The organism is Micromonospora sp. NPDC047740, from assembly GCF_043204735.1.
GTDB lineage: Bacteria > Actinomycetota > Actinomycetes > Mycobacteriales > Micromonosporaceae > Micromonospora.
In genome coordinates, this window is record NZ_JBIDCT010000001.1 from 230,226 (window position 1) to 244,033 (window position 13,808).

General features: G+C 74.4%; 15 protein-coding genes. 4 read left to right on the forward strand and 11 right to left on the reverse strand.

Annotated elements, in window-relative coordinates:
- Positions 1-66: 66 nt before the first annotated feature.
- On the reverse strand, positions 67-1,083 hold the full coding sequence (locus ACGF4F_RS01085; protein ID WP_357435801.1) for an SMP-30/gluconolactonase/LRE family protein: 1,017 nt from the start codon (positions 1,081-1,083) through the stop codon (positions 67-69).
- Between the two features lie 231 nt (positions 1,084-1,314).
- On the opposite strand from ACGF4F_RS01085, the gene ACGF4F_RS01090 reads away from it, so the two are divergent.
- On the forward strand, positions 1,315-1,665 hold the full coding sequence (locus ACGF4F_RS01090; protein WP_357435799.1) for an STAS domain-containing protein: 351 nt from the start codon (positions 1,315-1,317) through the stop codon (positions 1,663-1,665).
- A gap of 90 nt (positions 1,666-1,755) precedes the next feature.
- Here ACGF4F_RS01090 and ACGF4F_RS01095 read toward each other — a convergent pair whose 3' ends face one another.
- Positions 1,756-2,124, reverse strand: coding sequence for an FKBP-type peptidyl-prolyl cis-trans isomerase (locus ACGF4F_RS01095; RefSeq protein WP_393073684.1), 369 nt, complete (start codon positions 2,122-2,124; stop codon positions 1,756-1,758).
- 142 nt (positions 2,125-2,266) lie between these two features.
- Positions 2,267-2,860 (reverse strand): DoxX family protein, encoded by a 594-nt coding sequence (locus tag ACGF4F_RS01100; RefSeq protein WP_393073687.1) that lies wholly within the window; start codon positions 2,858-2,860, stop codon positions 2,267-2,269.
- 209 nt (positions 2,861-3,069) lie between these two features.
- Here ACGF4F_RS01100 and ACGF4F_RS01105 point away from each other — a divergent pair, with 209 nt between their 5' ends.
- The gene (locus tag ACGF4F_RS01105) at positions 3,070-3,414 is read left to right on the forward strand and encodes a CBS domain-containing protein (RefSeq protein WP_357435795.1); all 345 of its coding nucleotides are present in this window, start codon (positions 3,070-3,072) and stop codon (positions 3,412-3,414) included.
- A gap of 398 nt (positions 3,415-3,812) precedes the next feature.
- Here the strand turns inward: ACGF4F_RS01105 and ACGF4F_RS01110 are convergent, their stop codons facing one another.
- The 5 genes from ACGF4F_RS01110 to ACGF4F_RS01130 form a co-directional block, all read right to left on the reverse strand.
- Complete coding sequence (locus ACGF4F_RS01110; RefSeq protein WP_357435792.1) at positions 3,813-4,529, reverse strand: helical backbone metal receptor; 717 nt, start codon at positions 4,527-4,529, stop codon at positions 3,813-3,815.
- A 114-nt stretch (positions 4,530-4,643) separates the two neighbouring features.
- A complete protein-coding gene (locus ACGF4F_RS01115; RefSeq protein WP_357435790.1) occupies positions 4,644-5,195 on the reverse strand; it encodes a hypothetical protein in 552 nt (183 codons plus the stop codon).
- Positions 5,192-5,710 carry a hypothetical protein gene (locus ACGF4F_RS01120; protein ID WP_357435789.1) on the reverse strand — a complete coding sequence of 173 codons (519 nt, stop codon included), beginning with the start codon at positions 5,708-5,710 and terminating at the stop codon, positions 5,192-5,194. The genes ACGF4F_RS01115 and ACGF4F_RS01120 overlap by 4 nt, the downstream gene beginning before the upstream one ends.
- A 1-nt stretch (position 5,711) precedes the next feature.
- On the reverse strand, positions 5,712-6,095 hold the full coding sequence (locus ACGF4F_RS01125) for an Asp23/Gls24 family envelope stress response protein (RefSeq protein ID WP_357435787.1): 384 nt from the start codon (positions 6,093-6,095) through the stop codon (positions 5,712-5,714).
- A 13-nt stretch (positions 6,096-6,108) separates the two neighbouring features.
- Entirely contained in the window at positions 6,109-6,297 is a 189-nt protein-coding gene (locus ACGF4F_RS01130) for a hypothetical protein (protein ID WP_073833396.1), read from the reverse strand.
- A gap of 210 nt (positions 6,298-6,507) precedes the next feature.
- Here ACGF4F_RS01130 and ACGF4F_RS01135 point away from each other — a divergent pair, with 210 nt between their 5' ends.
- Positions 6,508-7,377, forward strand: a complete 870-nt coding sequence (locus ACGF4F_RS01135; RefSeq protein ID WP_357435785.1) for a hypothetical protein — start codon at positions 6,508-6,510, stop codon at positions 7,375-7,377.
- A 150-nt stretch (positions 7,378-7,527) separates the two neighbouring features.
- Here ACGF4F_RS01135 and ACGF4F_RS01140 read toward each other — a convergent pair whose 3' ends face one another.
- Both ACGF4F_RS01140 and ACGF4F_RS01145 read right to left on the reverse strand, forming a co-directional pair.
- A complete protein-coding gene (locus tag ACGF4F_RS01140; RefSeq protein ID WP_357435783.1) occupies positions 7,528-8,775 on the reverse strand; it encodes an MFS transporter in 1,248 nt (415 codons plus the stop codon).
- Between the two features lie 240 nt (positions 8,776-9,015).
- Complete coding sequence (locus tag ACGF4F_RS01145) at positions 9,016-9,363, reverse strand: Lsr2 family protein (protein ID WP_357435780.1); 348 nt, start codon at positions 9,361-9,363, stop codon at positions 9,016-9,018.
- A gap of 246 nt (positions 9,364-9,609) precedes the next feature.
- Between ACGF4F_RS01145 and lon the strand changes: the two genes are divergently transcribed.
- A complete protein-coding gene (gene lon / locus ACGF4F_RS01150) occupies positions 9,610-11,946 on the forward strand; it encodes an endopeptidase La (RefSeq protein ID WP_393073696.1) in 2,337 nt (778 codons plus the stop codon).
- A 57-nt stretch (positions 11,947-12,003) separates the two neighbouring features.
- On the opposite strand, the gene ACGF4F_RS01155 is transcribed toward lon, so the two are convergent.
- Positions 12,004-13,803: a DEAD/DEAH box helicase gene (locus ACGF4F_RS01155; protein ID WP_357435776.1), complete on the reverse strand. Its 1,800-nt coding sequence runs from the start codon at positions 13,801-13,803 to the stop codon at positions 12,004-12,006.
- Positions 13,804-13,808 lie beyond the last annotated feature (5 nt).

Consider the following 13,808-nt stretch of genomic DNA (forward strand, 5'->3'; position numbering starts at 1 on the left):
GGGAGGAACGACCGAGGCCGGCCCGGCGGTGCCCCTGCGGGAGCCACGGCGGGCCGGCTCTGTCCGTCAGCTCAGGTCCACCCGGGCCACGCCCGCGGCGGTCAGACTGCCCAGCCAGAGCTGCTGCCCGTGCTGCCGCACCCCGGTGATCATCGGGTACGCCCCGCTCGGCCCGTGCAGCGTCCGCAGCACCCGCCCGGCGCCGTCCACCAGCGCGACCAGCCCGTAGCGGCGGGGCTGCGGCTGCACCGCGCCGGGCAGCAGCGCGACGAGTTGGCGCACCCGGGGATGCGGCAGGAGCTTCTCCATGCTCGGTAGCCGGGGGCTGGGCAGCGCGATCCAGTAGGTGCCGTCGCCCACCGCCGACACGTTGTCCGGGTATGCCGGCAGATCGGCCAGCACGGTGGCCCGCCCCTCCGGCAGGTCCACCCGGAGCAGCCGGTGCGTGGCCGTCTCCACCAGCATCAGCGCCGACTCGTCCGGGGCCAACGCCACCCCGTTGGGGAAGTACAGGCCGCTCGTCACCACCTCGGTGCGCCCGGTCCGCCGGTCGTACGCGAGCACCCGCCCGTTGGGGCGGTGCTCCAGCAGGTCCCGCTTCCAGTGGGACAGCGGGAACCGATCGGAGCTGTCGGTGAAGTAGACCGTGCCGTCCCGGGCCACCGTGGCGTTGTCGGCGAGATGCACCTCCCCGCTGCCGGTCAACTCGCGCACCGCCCCGTCCGGCGTGACCCGCAGCAGCCCCCGGTACGCGTCGCAGACCAGCAGCCCGCCGTCGACCGGGTCCACCTCGATGCCGAGCGGCCGGCCGCCGGTCTCGGCGAGCAGGGTGGGCCGGGTGCCGGTTGGGGCGTCCGCTGGCCACCACCAGAGCCGGCCCTGCTCGTCGCCGCTGACCGCCCTGCCCTCCGGGTCGATCAGCACGTCCTCCGGACCGTGCCCGCCGTCAGGCAGCGGCAGCAGGTCGGCCCGGTCGAGGCGGTCGTCGGTGGGGGCCCACGGCCCGTCCAGCGGCGGGGGCACGGTGGCCGGCTCACGGACCGGCCGGATCAGCAGCGGCGGGCGCCGGCGGGGGACGGCCATCCGGTCATTGTTCCCCGCCGATGCCCGGTCGGGCAGTTGCCAGCGGCGTGTCGCGCGACATCGGGCAGCGCGCCGGAGACCAGCGCGGCACCAACCACCACCGCGTCCGCGGTGGCCGGCGTGCGGGTCCGGGGGGATCCCCTGAGGCTCTCGGGGTTGGACCCGGGACGTACCCGGATCCCGGGTTTCGGCAGGCGGGAAGTGTCGGTCCCCCGGGATAGGTTTCTCGGCATGGGGCAGCACAGCGACCGGTTCCACGTCGAGATCAGCGTGGGCGACCACGAGGTGGACATCCGGGCGATCGGCGAGATCGACATCGCCACCGTGGGATCGTTCCGGGCCGCGCTCTGGGCGGCCCCGGCGCGGCCCGTGCTGCGGGTGGACCTCTCCGGGGTGCGGCTGCTCTCCGCGGCCGGGGTGCGCACGCTGGTCGCCGCGCACCTGCGGGTCCGGGCCCGCGGCGGCGAGCTGGTCCTGGTCGATCCCGGCCCGGTGGTCGCCCGGGTGCTGCGGGCCACCGGTCTGCACCGGGTGATGCCGGTCCGGGAGTCGGCCGTCGCGGGGGAGCTGGTCGCGGCCTGACGCCGCCCTCGTGGCGGCCGGGCGGCGCGACCGCCCCGGCGGGACGGACCAGGCCGCCGGCGTGGGTGCCGACGGCCCTGGTCGGCCGGGTCAGCGGACGCCGAGCAGGTCCACCACGAAGACGAGCGTCTCGTTCGGCTTGATGACGCCACCGGCGCCCCGGGCGCCGTAGCCCAGGTGCGGCGGGATGGTCAGCCGGCGCCGGCCGCCGACCTTCATGCCGACCACGCCCTGGTCCCAGCCGGCGATGACCTGGCCCCCGCCGAGCGGGAACTCGAACGGCTCGCCCCGGTTCCACGAGGCGTCGAACTCGCGGCCGGTCGAGTGGGCCACGCCGACGTAGTGCACGGTGGCGAGCTGGCCGGGGTGGGCCTCCGGACCCTCGCCGACCGTGATGTCGTCGATGACGAGATCGGCGGGCGGCGCGCCCTCGATCGGGCCAACCTCGGGCTTCTGCATGAGCGGGTCTCCTCGGTGTTCCGGGTGTGGTCCCCGTCGATCCTGCCGGATCGCGACCGGCCGATACCCGCGGGTCCCGGGAAAGGGTCGGGGTACGCCACGGCGGGCGCCACCTTCGGTGACGCCCGCCCAGGTGATCAGTTCACTTGAGCCAGGGGAGTCGCTGGACGATGGGGAGCCGCGTCCAGGGCCGGCCCAGGCCGAGGGTGTTGCCGGCGCCGACGAGAGCCAGGACGGCCAGCAGACCGGCGTAGATCAGGTGGTCGTCCAGGAACGGGTTGTTCGCGGGGGGCAGCACGGCCGTCCACATCATGACCAGCAGGAGCCCGCCGGTGACCGCCGCGATCCGGGTGCCGATGCCGAGCAGCAGGGCCACGCCGATGCCGAGCAGGCCGAGCATGAACAGCCAGTCCGCCCAGGCCGCGCCGGCGATGCCCTGGTAGAAACCCTGGAACGGGCCGGCCGCCCCGAAGGTCAGGAAGCCCTTGGTGGGGCTGCCGCCGTTGATCCAGGCGTTCTTCGCGGCGGTCTCGTGCCCGAGGCCGAACAGCTTGTCCAGGAAGGCCCACAGGAAGGTCCAGCCCAGCGCGATCCGCAGTCCGGCGAGGACGTAGCGGGCCGCCCGCTGGCGGGTGGTCTCGACGTTGCGGGTGGTGGCGGCCGCCGGAACCCTGGTGTTGGCCGGAACCCTGTTGTTGGCGGTGACCCGCTCGATCGTCGCGGTCATGGTCTCCACGTCCCTTCTGGTGGCTGCACCGCGCTTTCCGGTGGCAACTCCATTCCAGCTCCGCGGAGGCGGGGCGGGCAGGGCCGACCGGGCCGTGCCCGCCCGGGACCTTGGACCTGTTCCGGCCCGGTCCGGTCGGCCTGCCCAGGCCGGTCCACCGCCTCTGACCAGGGCCACCGTGACGGTCCTAGCGTCGTGGGTGGACCGAGGAGGTTGTGATGCGAACCTGGCAGGTGGGCGACGTGATGACCACGGACGTGGCGACGGTGGAGGCGGCGAGCCCGTACCGCCGGATCGTCGACGTGCTGATCCGGCGGGGCGTCAGCGCCGTGCCGGTGGTGGACTCCTTCCGGCGGGTGCTGGGGGTGGTCTCCGAGGCGGACCTGCTGCACAAGGTGGAGCGGGCCGGCCAACCCGACGAGCGGCGCATCTTCGCCGGACGGCGCCGGCGCGCCGCCCGGGAGAAGGCGGACGCGCAGCTTGCCGAGGAGCTGATGACCGCACCGGCGGTGACCACCTACCCGCACGCGACTGGCGGCGGCGGCCCGGCTGATGGACCGTGAGGCGGTCAAGCGGCTGCCCGTGCTGGACGACCTCGGCCGGCTGGTCGGCATCGTCACCCGCAGCGACCTGCTCCGGGTGCACCTGCGCAGCGACGCGGAGATCCGCGAGGACGTGGTGCAGGAGGTGCTGCGCCGGGTGCTCGCGGTCCGGGACGGCCTGGTCACCGTCCGGGTCCGTGACGGTGAGGTCACCCTGGACGGGCGGTTGGACCGGCGCAGCGCCGTCGACCTCGCGGCCGGCTCGCCGGCCAGGTCGGTGGCGTCGTCGTGGTCCACAACGCCATCGGGTACGACGTGGACGACACCACGTTCATGGAGCTCGACCCGGTGCACGCCACCCCGGTCGCCTGACCGGCCCGTCCGTGGGCCCACCCCGATCGGGTGGGCCCATGCCGGGCTCAGACGAGACGGGCGAGCTGGGCGGCGAGCAGCGCGGGGGCCTCGGCGAGGGAGGGCCCGTACCAGGTCAGGTGGCGGCCCGAGACTAGCGTGGCCGGTACGCTGGGGAACGCCTCCGGCCCGTCGCCGGCCGTGAACCGATACGGTTCGTCCGGCAGCACCACCAGGTCGGGCCGTCGTCCGCGCAGCTCGTCCAGGCTCGGGCGGGGATACCGCTCCGCGTGGCCGGCCCACCGGTTCGCCACGCCCAGCCGGTGTAGCACGTCACCGGCGAAGGTGTCCCGGCCGAGCACCACCCACGGCCGCCGCCACACCGGCACCACCGCGGCCCGCCAGCTGGTTGGCGTGGGCAGGTCGGTCCAGGCCCGCCGGGCGGCTCGCAACCAGTCCGGCTCGTCCGTCACGTCGAGCGCGGCGACCAGCTCGCCGAGCTGGGTCAGCGCCTCCGGCACCGTGCGGGGAAAGGTGACCCGCACCGGTACGCCGGCCGCGCGCAGGGCGTCCGCGTCGGCGAGCCGGTTCTCCTCCTCGTTGAGCAGCACGAGGTCGGGCCGGAGTGCGAGCACCCGGTCCAGGTCCGGATACTTGCTCCCGCCGACCCGGGCGACGTCCAGCCCGGCCGGATGGGTGCACCAGTCGGTCGCCCCGACCAGCACCTCGGGCCGGGTCAACGCCACCGCCTCGGTCAACGACGGCACCAGCGACACCACCCGCACGTCGGGCCCCCTCTCAGTCCCGCACATGCTGCCCCAGCCGGTCGACCAGCCGGGAAGCGGCGGCGGTTCCAGGTCGCGTCGCGGGGCCGGACGCGTCGGGCTGGCGTTGCCGATTCAGGGCCGGGCTTCGTCCACCAGGGCGGTCACGTCCAGGTGCGCCGGCTGGCAGCCGACCGTCGCGGCGAACCGGCGGACCGCCGCGTCGACGTGCGCGCGGGCCGCGCCGAGACCGGCGCAAGGGTCGACCCTCAGCTCCACCCAGACGTCCGGCCCACTGACCGGTCCGGTGAGCACCACCCGGGCCCGGCGTACCCCGGGCGCCCGGCACAGGTCCCGCTCCAGCGCGGCGGTCAGCACCTCGCTTGCCACCCGGGTACGCCCGCCCCCGTCACCGGGATGCGCCAGCGTGCCGGCGAGCCGGCCCGGCACGCGCAGCCCGGCGGCCAGCAACCGCTGCCCGAGCAGGGCCGCCAGCACCCCGCCGACCGCCACCGCGAGACCGCTCCACGGCGTACCCGCCCGCCACCAGTTGGCCGGGCCGGCCCCCAGCAACGGGGCGCCACCGCCCGGCAGCCAGCCCAGCCCGACCGCCAGCGCGGTCCCGCCGGCGGCCACGAGCACCAGGGCGAGCACCGTCCACAGCAGCCGGTGCGCGGCGTTGCTCACGTGGCCCGCCGGGCCGGTAGGAGCCGGATGTCGATCCGGCCCCGGCGTGGCGCGGCCAGCCGGTCGAGTTCCCGGCGCAGGGCGAACTCGACGTCGGCGCGGGCCGCCGGGTCGGCGGTGGCGGTCACCCGGGGTCGCCAGGCGTCTCCCCGCCGGCGCAGGCGTACCCGGGCCCGCCGGACGCTGGGCACGGCGTAGACCGCCCGGGCCAGCCGTCGTTCCATCGACCGGCGGTGCAGGTGCCAGCGGTCGTCCTCGGCGAGCCGCAGCCGGGCCGGGTGCCACCGGCGCAGCTCGGCGACGAGGACCACCAGCCCGAGCAGGGTCACGCCGCCGGCGACCGCCCGGGCCGGGGCGTCCTGCCAGCGGGTGGTGGTCAGCGTCGCGTACCAGCGGTGGACCAGCGGACCGGGACCGCCCAGCGCGGCGAGCAGTCCCTCGGCGACGGCGAGCGCCCCACCGGCGAGCAGGGCGACGGCGAGCAGCAGGGTGGCGACCCGGTTGACCGTCCGCACGTCAACCTCCGGCCGCCGGGATCCCGCCGCCCCGGGCGCGGTCGCCTCCGGCTTGCGACGGGGCGGCCGGCAGGGGCAGGTCCACCACCGTGACGGTGACGGACTCCACGGCCAGGCCGGTGTGCGCCTCGATCCGGGCGGTGACCCGGCGGCGGACCGCGGCCGCGACCGTGGGCAGGTGCGCGCCGTAGCTGACGGCGAGGTCGAGGTCTATCCGGGCGGCCTGCCCGGCCACCCGGACGGCCGCCGTCGGGCCGGACACGGCCGGGGTCAGCCGCGCCGCGTCCGCGGCGAGCCGGGCGAGCCACTCCTCGGTCCAGGGCCGGGCCGGCGCGACCGGGCGATCATGGGCGGACGTGCCGCGCCGCGGCAGGGTGCCGGTCATCGGACGCCTCCGTTCAGCGGTGCCGGTCGGCGGGGGCCCGATCGGCGAGCCCGGGCAGGGTGACGTCCCCGTCGAGGACCCGGACCAGGAGCCAGCCCACCAGCCCGGCCAGCGTGGCGCCTGCCGCGGCGCCGGCCCCGCCGAGCGCCCAGACCGCGACCAGGAGGAACCCGGCGAGGAACCCGAACTGATGGCGTGTCATGTCCACCTCCGCTGCGCGGTGACCGACCGGACGGGCGGGGCGTACCCGTTTCCCCGCCGCGCACTCATGGCGGACGAGGACCACGGAACCGGGGCTCCGGCGAAGGTGACGAACGGGTATGACCCGCCCGATCGCGCACCGGCGACACGACGAACATGATCGAACGCATACACTCGGGCGTCGATCGACCGACGGATGGATCTGGCGAAGATGACGAGCACCGGCAGCGTGGCGGCGTCCTGGCTGCGTCCGATCACCGGCGGGGCGGCCCCGCTGCTCAGCCGGGCCGGCCAGGTCGGGTACGCGGCGCGGCGGCTGAGCGAGCTGGTGCAGGGGCGCCCGCCGGGAATCACCGGGCACCAGTGGAGCACCGCCAGCAAGGAGGGCTTCGACCTGGTGGTGTGCGCGGCCGACACCGGCTGGCCGCTGTTCGCCCTGCAGATCGCCGCGCCCGTGCCCGCCGGTTCCGCCCAGCGCGCCGAGCGGATGACGAGTGCGGTCTGCGCGGCCGTCGGTCTGCCGATGCTGCGGGTGGAGTCGCCGACGCTGCGTGGCTCCGAGCACGGCCGCCGCCTCGTCGAGTACGTCATCGACGCGCGCAGCTACGCGGCCGGCACCCAATCCGGCCCGGAGGGCGGGGACGTGGTCGGGTTCCGGGACATTCTCGGCCGGCTTCCCGACGGCCGCCGCGGGCCGGTCAACGACCTCGGGGCGCTGACCCGGGCCGCCGCTGTCGAGGCGTTCGTCGAGCGGCGCCTCGCCGACCCGATCGTCCGCGGGCTGCACGTGCAATGGGCGGACGGCCCGGCCGAGGGGTGGAGCTGGGTCGAGGTGCGGCCCGGCCGGTGCCTGGTCGAGCGGGTCCAACTCTTCGCGCAGCGTTTCTCCTGTGGGGTGGACCCGGGCCGGCTCGCCGAGGACCTGGCCGCGGTGGCGGTCGGGGAGCGGTTGCGCGACCTCGAGGTCGGCGAGCCGCCACTGGTGGACCGGGACGAGCTGCGGCAGCAGATCCGGCGGCTCGCCGCCCGGCGGGACGAGTTCGCCGGCGGCTTCGCCTTCGACCATCTCTGGGTCGACTGATCGACCACCCGGTTGCGGCGGAACGGCGCCGTGAATTCTCCCGATCCACCGTTGCACCGTCACCGCGGTACCTCAGCGGGAATGACGCGGATCTTCCGAGCTGGGCGGCGGACCGAACCGTGGAAAGGCCGCGGCACCGACCGTTCCCGGTCAGACCGGCGCGGGTTCCGGTCGGGCTGGCGCCGGGGCGGGTATGCGCAGCGCCGCGATGCGCCGGGTCCGGGCCGGCCCGGCGAGCAGGTTGCCCAGCGCCACCAGCAGCGCCAGGCCGGCCAGCCCCAGCCAGAGCTCGGTGTCGCCGAACCGGCCGGTGATCAGGCCGCCCACGGTTGGCCCGGCGGAGCTGGCGAAGGCGTAGCCGAGCGAGTAGACGCCCTGGTAGCGGCCGCGCTGCGCGGTGGGGGAGAGGTCGGCGGTGAGCGCCGAATTGGCGGGCGTCATGAGCATTTCGCCGAGCGTCCAGACCATGACGGTGCCGGCGTAGAACCAGACGGTGTCGGCCAGCGCGGTGAGGGCGAACCCGGCGCCGATCACCACCGCTGCCAGCGCGATGGTGCGGGAGCGGTCGAAGCGGGCGATCAGCCGTGGCACGAAGAGTTGCCCCACCACGATCATCAGTCCGTTCACCGCGATGACCGGCCCGTACGCCGATGCCGGCAGCCCGTCGGCCTGCAAGGCCACCGGCAGCATCACGTCCGCTTCGATGCACAGCCAGATGAGCCCGGTCAGCGCCGTGAAGGTGAGGAAGACCCGGTCGCGCAGTACTGTGCCGAGGCCGCCCCGGTCAGCCGGGGCGCGCGGTGCGACGACCTCCGGGGCTGGGCGGGACTCGGGCACCTTGACCGCGATCAGGGCGGCGGTGCCCAGCAGCACGGCCGCGTTGATCACGAACAGCAGCACCGGGTCGGCCCGGATCAGCACGCCGGCCAGGGTGGCGGCCACCGAGAAGCCGATGTTGATGGCCCAGTAGTTGAGGGTCAGTGCGCGTAGCCGGTCGCGGTCGCCGACCACGTCGATGATGGTGGCGGTGAAGGCCGGCCGGGCCACGCCGAGGCAGAGCCCGAGCGACAGGGTGAGCGCCGCGATCGCGACGGGGTGGCCGGTGAGGCCCAGGGCGGCCGCGGTGACTGCGGCGCTGAGGTTGCCGGCCAGCATCGCCGGTCGCCGCCCCCACCGGTCCGCGATGATGCCGCCGAGCAGCGTGCCGAGGGCGCTGCCGGCCCCGTGCAACCCGATCACCACGCCGGCGTACGAGGGGTCGAAGTGCCGTACGGAGACCAGGTAGACGCCGAGGTAGATGGCGACGAACCCGCCCAACCGGTTGATCAGTGTGGCGGTCCAGAGATACCAGAAGGTGCGGGGCAACCCGCCCCCGGTCTGCCTCCACCAGGTCGCCATGCGTCCACCCCCGTGCGTCGTGCTCGTAATGACCTCAGGCGTCGTCGGTCATTACAGTCGAGGGGTGCGACAGGATGCCGGTCAGGTGCCGGCCATGGTGGTGTCGGTCACGGCGTGGGGGTGGAGTTCCCTACCGGCTCTCCTCCCGGGTATGAAAATTGTTAACGCGGGGAAAAGCCGACCGGGGTCATGCCGATTTCTCAGCGTGACCCCGGTGTGCCCGACGGTGAACCAGGAGGTTCAGCGGTTCTTGTAGGCCTCCACCACCGAGACGGGGATGCGGCCCCGCTCGGAAATCTCGTAGCCGTTCTTCGCGGCCCATTCCCGGATGGCGCGGTTCTGCTCGCGGTCCATTCCCGAGGTGGCCGGACGGGCGGCCCGACGTGCCGCGCGACCCGCCTCGACCGGCCCGCGCCCGATCCGCCGGCCAGCGGTGATGAACGGGTCCAGGGCCTTACGCAGGACGCCCGCGTTCTCGTCGGAGACGTCGATCGTGTACGCCACGCCGTCCAGGCTGAACTCGACGGTCCGATCGGCCTTTCCGCCGTCAAGGTCGTCGGTCAGAACGGTGATTACTTTCCTTGCCATCGCCATTGCTCCCTGTGTCGGGCGGGGTGTGGCTAAGAGTTTGACCTATGGCGCGGCAATTTCGCAACAATAACCGACCTTCGCCATTCGGCGGGTCGGCTAATCCGCCGGCGGAATGGCTCTCTCGGGCCCTGTGTACGGCAGTGGGCGGATGCGAATGAGTGGCGTGGGTCACATCCCGGAACAAGGGGCACGGTTTGTAACTTGAGTCAGACACGCTCAACTCAACGTGATAGCAGGTGTTCGATGGCAACTCTTCCGGTACTTCCCCTCACCGACGCCGTCCTGCTGCCGGGCATGGTCATCCCGGTGACCCTCGACCCGACCACCCAGGCCGCGGTCGACGCGGCCCGCGCCAGCGGCGACAAGAAGCTGCTCGCCGTGCCCCGCATCGACGGCGAGTACGGCTCCGTCGGCGTGATCGCCACCATCGAGAAGGTGGGCCGGCTGCCCAGCGGCGAGCCCGCCGCCGTGGTCCGTGGCCTCGCCCGGGCCCGGATCGGCTCCGGCGTGCCCGGACCGGGCGCCGCCCTCTGGGTCGAGGCGACCGAACTCGACGAACCCGCACCGGCCGGCCGCGCCCGGGAACTCGCCCGCGAGTACCGCGCGCTGATGACCTCGGTCCTCCAGCAGCGTGGCGCCTGGCAGGTCATCGACGCCATGGAGCGGATGACCGACCTCTCCGAGCTGGCCGACGCGGCCGGCTACGCGCCCTGGCTCAGCCTGGCGCAGAAGACCGAGCTGCTCGCCGCCCCGGACGTCACCGCCCGGCTCGAGCTGCTGGTCGGCTGGGTGCGGGACCACCTGGCCGAGCAGGAGGTCACCGAGCAGATCAACAGCGACGTCCGGGAGGGCCTGGAGAAGTCCCAGCGGGAGTTCCTGCTCCGCCAGCAGCTCGCCGCGATCCGCAAGGAACTCGGTGAGGACGAGCCGGACGGCTCCGCCGACTACCGCTCGCGGGTCGAGTCCGCCGACCTGCCCGACAAGGTACGCGAGGCGGCCCTGCGTGAGGTCGGCAAGCTGGAGCGGGCCAGCGACGCCTCGCCGGAGGCCGGCTGGATCCGCACCTGGCTCGACACGGTGCTGGAGATGCCGTGGAGCACGCGTACCGAGGACAACACCGACCTCGGCGCGGCCCGCGCGGTGCTCGACGCCGACCACGCCGGCCTGGCCGACGTGAAGGATCGCATCCTGGAATACCTGGCGGTGCGCAACCGGCGCGCCGAGCGCAACCTCGGCGTGGTCGGCGGGCGTGGCTCCGGCGCGGTGCTCGCCCTGGCCGGCCCGCCCGGCGTCGGCAAGACCAGCCTCGGCGAGTCGATCGCCCGGGCGCTCGGGCGCAACTTCGTCCGGGTCTCCCTCGGTGGCGTCCGGGACGAGGCGGAGATTCGCGGTCACCGCCGCACCTACGTCGGCGCGCTGCCCGGCCGGATCGTCCGTGCCCTGCGCGAGGCCGGCTCGATGAACCCGGTCGTGCTCCTCGACGAGGTCGACAAGCTGGCCGTCGGCTACGCCGGCGATCCGGCGGCGGCCCTGCTGGAGGTGCTCGACCCGGCGCAGAACCACACCTTCCGGGACCACTACCTCGAGGTCGACCTCGACCTGTCCGACGTGCTCTTCCTGGCCACCGCCAACGTGGTGGAGACCGTCCCCGGCCCGCTGCTGGACCGGATGGAGCTGGTCACGCTGGACGGCTACACCGAGGACGAGAAGGTGGCCATCGCCCGGGACCACCTGCTGCCCCGGCAGCGGGAGCGGGCCGGGCTGACCGCCGACGAGGTGACCATCGCCGACCAGGCCCTGGCCCTCATCGCCGGCGAGTACACCCGGGAGGCCGGCGTCCGGCAGCTCGAACGCGCCCTGGCCAAGATCCTGCGCAAGGTGGCGGTCGCGCTGGCCGCCGACCCGGCCCCGGTGCGGGTGGACACCGACAACCTGGCCCGCTACCTGGGCCGGCCGAAGTTCACCCCGGAGTCGGCGGAGCGGACGGCGGTGCCCGGCGTGGCCACCGGACTGGCGGTCACCGGTGCCGGCGGCGACGTGCTGTTCATCGAGGCGACCAGCATGGAGGGCGAGCCGGGGCTGACCCTGACCGGCCAGCTCGGCGACGTGATGAAGGAATCCGCGCACATCGCCCTGTCGTACCTGCGGTCGAACGGGCGGCGGCTCGGGCTGGACCCGAACGCCCTGGCCGGGCGGCGGATCCACCTGCACGTCCCGGCGGGCGCGGTGCCCAAGGACGGCCCCAGCGCCGGCATCACCATGGTCACCGCGCTGGCCTCACTGGCCAGCGGCCGACCGGTCCGCCCCGAGTTCGGGATGACCGGTGAGGTGACCCTCTCCGGCCGGGTGCTGCCCATCGGCGGCGTGAAGCAGAAGCTGCTCGCCGCCCACCGGGCCGGCCTGACCGAGGTGATCATCCCGAAGCGCAACGAGCCGGACCTCGACGACCTCCCGACCGAGGTACGCGAGGCGCTGACCATCCACACCCTCGCCGATGTCGCCGACGTGCTCGCCCTGGCGCTGCGCCCGGCCGACGTCGACGCGGAGACCCTGGGCGGCCAGCCGCTCGCCGCGGCCTGACCCGTTCGCCCGGCACAACGAGGCCCCCGGTCGTTCGACCGGGGGCCTCCGCCGTGCTCACCAGCGGTCCCGGCGCTCCCGCCGCGCACCGCCGTCGAGATCCGGGCCGCGCCGCTCCCGCCGCTCGCCGTCGAAGCGGCGCTCGCCGCCGTCGGTGTCCCGGTCCCGACGCACGGTGGCCTTGCGGCCCTTGATGGTGCTGCCGCGCAGCCCCCGGATCACCTCGTCGGCGACCGCGTACGGGACCTCCACCAGGGAGAACCGGTCGGCGATCTCGATCGAGCCGATGTCCCGGCCACTGACCCGGGTCTCCCCGGTGATCGCCCCGACCAGGTCCTGCGGCCGGACCCCGGCACGCCGGCCGAGCCCGATGAAGACCTGCGTCGTACCGCCGGCACTCGGCCGGCCGCCGCCGCGCCGCTCCCGGCCCTCGTACCCCGGTCGGCCCTCTCGGGACGGCCGGACCGCGACCTGCGGGATCTCCTCCTCCTCGTCGGTAGTGCCCGGCAGGGTGGCCTCGTGGGCCAGCTTCACCGCGGCGAGCGCCACCTCCATCAGGTCGAACTCGTCGGTCAGCGACTCGACGATCGCCCGGAACGGCTCCAGGTCGTCCTCCAGCAGCGACTCCCGCAGCGCCGCCTGGGTCAGCTCCAGCCGCCGGGTACGCAGGTCCGCCACCGTGGGGATCTTGTCGACGGCGATCCGCTGGCCGGTGACCCGCTCGATGGTCTTGAGCATCCGGTGCTCGCGCGGCTCGGCGAGGGTGATCGCCACGCCCTCCCGGCCGGCCCGACCCACCCGGCCGATCCGGTGCACGTACGACTCGGGCGCCGACGGCACGTCGTAGTTCACCACGTGGGTGAGCTGCTCGACGTCCAGGCCGCGGGCCGCCACGTCGGTGGCCACCAGCAGGTCGGCGGTGCCCGCCCGCAGCCGGCCCATCACCCGGTCCCGCTGCTCCTGGCTCATCCCGCCGTGCAGCGCCTCGGCCCGGTAGCCCCGGCCGTTCATCGTCTCGGTGAGCCGGTCCACCTCCTCCCGGCTGCGGCAGAACACGATCGCCGCGGTTGGCGACTCCACGTCCAGCACCCGGCCCAGCGCCGCCGGCTTGTGCGCCCGCGCCACCAGGTACGCGCTCTGCCGCACCCGGGGCGCCTCGCCGGCCACCGGCCGCTCCCGCTCGATCTGGATGCGGACCGGGTCGGTCAGGTGCTGGCGGGCCAGCCCGTCGATGCGCGCGGGCATGGTCGCCGAGAACAGCACCGTCTGCCGGTCGGCCGGGGCGTGCTCCAGGATCGCCTCGATGTCCTCGGCGAAGCCCATGTCGAGCATCTCGTCCGCCTCGTCCAGCACCACCGTGGCCAGCGAATCCAGCCGCAGAGTGCCCCGGGCGATGTGGTCCAGCGCCCGGCCCGGCGTCGCCACCACCACGTCCACGCCCAGGTCGAGCGCCCGCAGCTGCCGGCCGATCGGCTGGCCGCCGTAGATCGGCAGGACCCGGGTGCCCAGGTCCTTGCCGTACCGGTGGAACGCCTCGGAGACCTGCACGGCCAGCTCCCGGGTGGGCACCAGCACCAGCGACACCGGTTCGCCGCCGGGCCGCTCGTCCGGCATCCGCTGCAACAGCGGCAGGGCGAACGCCGCCGTCTTGCCCGTACCGGTCGCCGCCTGGCCCAGCAGGTCCCGGCCGGCGTGCAGCGGCGGGATCGCCTCCCGCTGGATCGGGGTCGGTTCCTCGTAGCCGAGCGCGGCCAGCGCGTTCAGCAGCTCGGTGCGCAGCCCGAGGTCTGCGAAGGTGGTGGCCGGGTCGTCGGCGGCAGGGCTGGTGGGGTTGGTCGGCGTTGGTGCGGAACTCATGCGGC

What these genes read in the sequence shown, in the direction of transcription:
- ACGF4F_RS01085 (WP_357435801.1), bottom strand. Translation starts at nt 1,083, where the DNA reads ATGGCCGTCCCCCGCCGGCGCCCGCCGCTGCTGATCCGGCCGGTCCGT.
- ACGF4F_RS01090 (WP_357435799.1), top strand. Translation starts at nt 1,315, where the DNA reads ATGGGGCAGCACAGCGACCGGTTCCACGTCGAGATCAGCGTGGGCGAC.
- ACGF4F_RS01095 (WP_393073684.1), bottom strand. Translation starts at nt 2,124, where the DNA reads ATGCAGAAGCCCGAGGTTGGCCCGATCGAGGGCGCGCCGCCCGCCGAT.
- ACGF4F_RS01105 (WP_357435795.1), top strand. Translation starts at nt 3,070, where the DNA reads ATGCGAACCTGGCAGGTGGGCGACGTGATGACCACGGACGTGGCGACG.
- ACGF4F_RS01125 (WP_357435787.1), bottom strand. Translation starts at nt 6,095, where the DNA reads ATGACCGGCACCCTGCCGCGGCGCGGCACGTCCGCCCATGATCGCCCG.
- ACGF4F_RS01130 (WP_073833396.1), bottom strand. Translation starts at nt 6,297, where the DNA reads ATGACACGCCATCAGTTCGGGTTCCTCGCCGGGTTCCTCCTGGTCGCG.
- ACGF4F_RS01135 (WP_357435785.1), top strand. Translation starts at nt 6,508, where the DNA reads ATGACGAGCACCGGCAGCGTGGCGGCGTCCTGGCTGCGTCCGATCACC.
- ACGF4F_RS01140 (WP_357435783.1), bottom strand. Translation starts at nt 8,775, where the DNA reads ATGGCGACCTGGTGGAGGCAGACCGGGGGCGGGTTGCCCCGCACCTTC.
- ACGF4F_RS01145 (WP_357435780.1), bottom strand. Translation starts at nt 9,363, where the DNA reads ATGGCAAGGAAAGTAATCACCGTTCTGACCGACGACCTTGACGGCGGA.
- lon (WP_393073696.1), top strand. Translation starts at nt 9,610, where the DNA reads ATGGCAACTCTTCCGGTACTTCCCCTCACCGACGCCGTCCTGCTGCCG.
- ACGF4F_RS01155 (WP_357435776.1), bottom strand. Translation starts at nt 13,803, where the DNA reads ATGAGTTCCGCACCAACGCCGACCAACCCCACCAGCCCTGCCGCCGAC.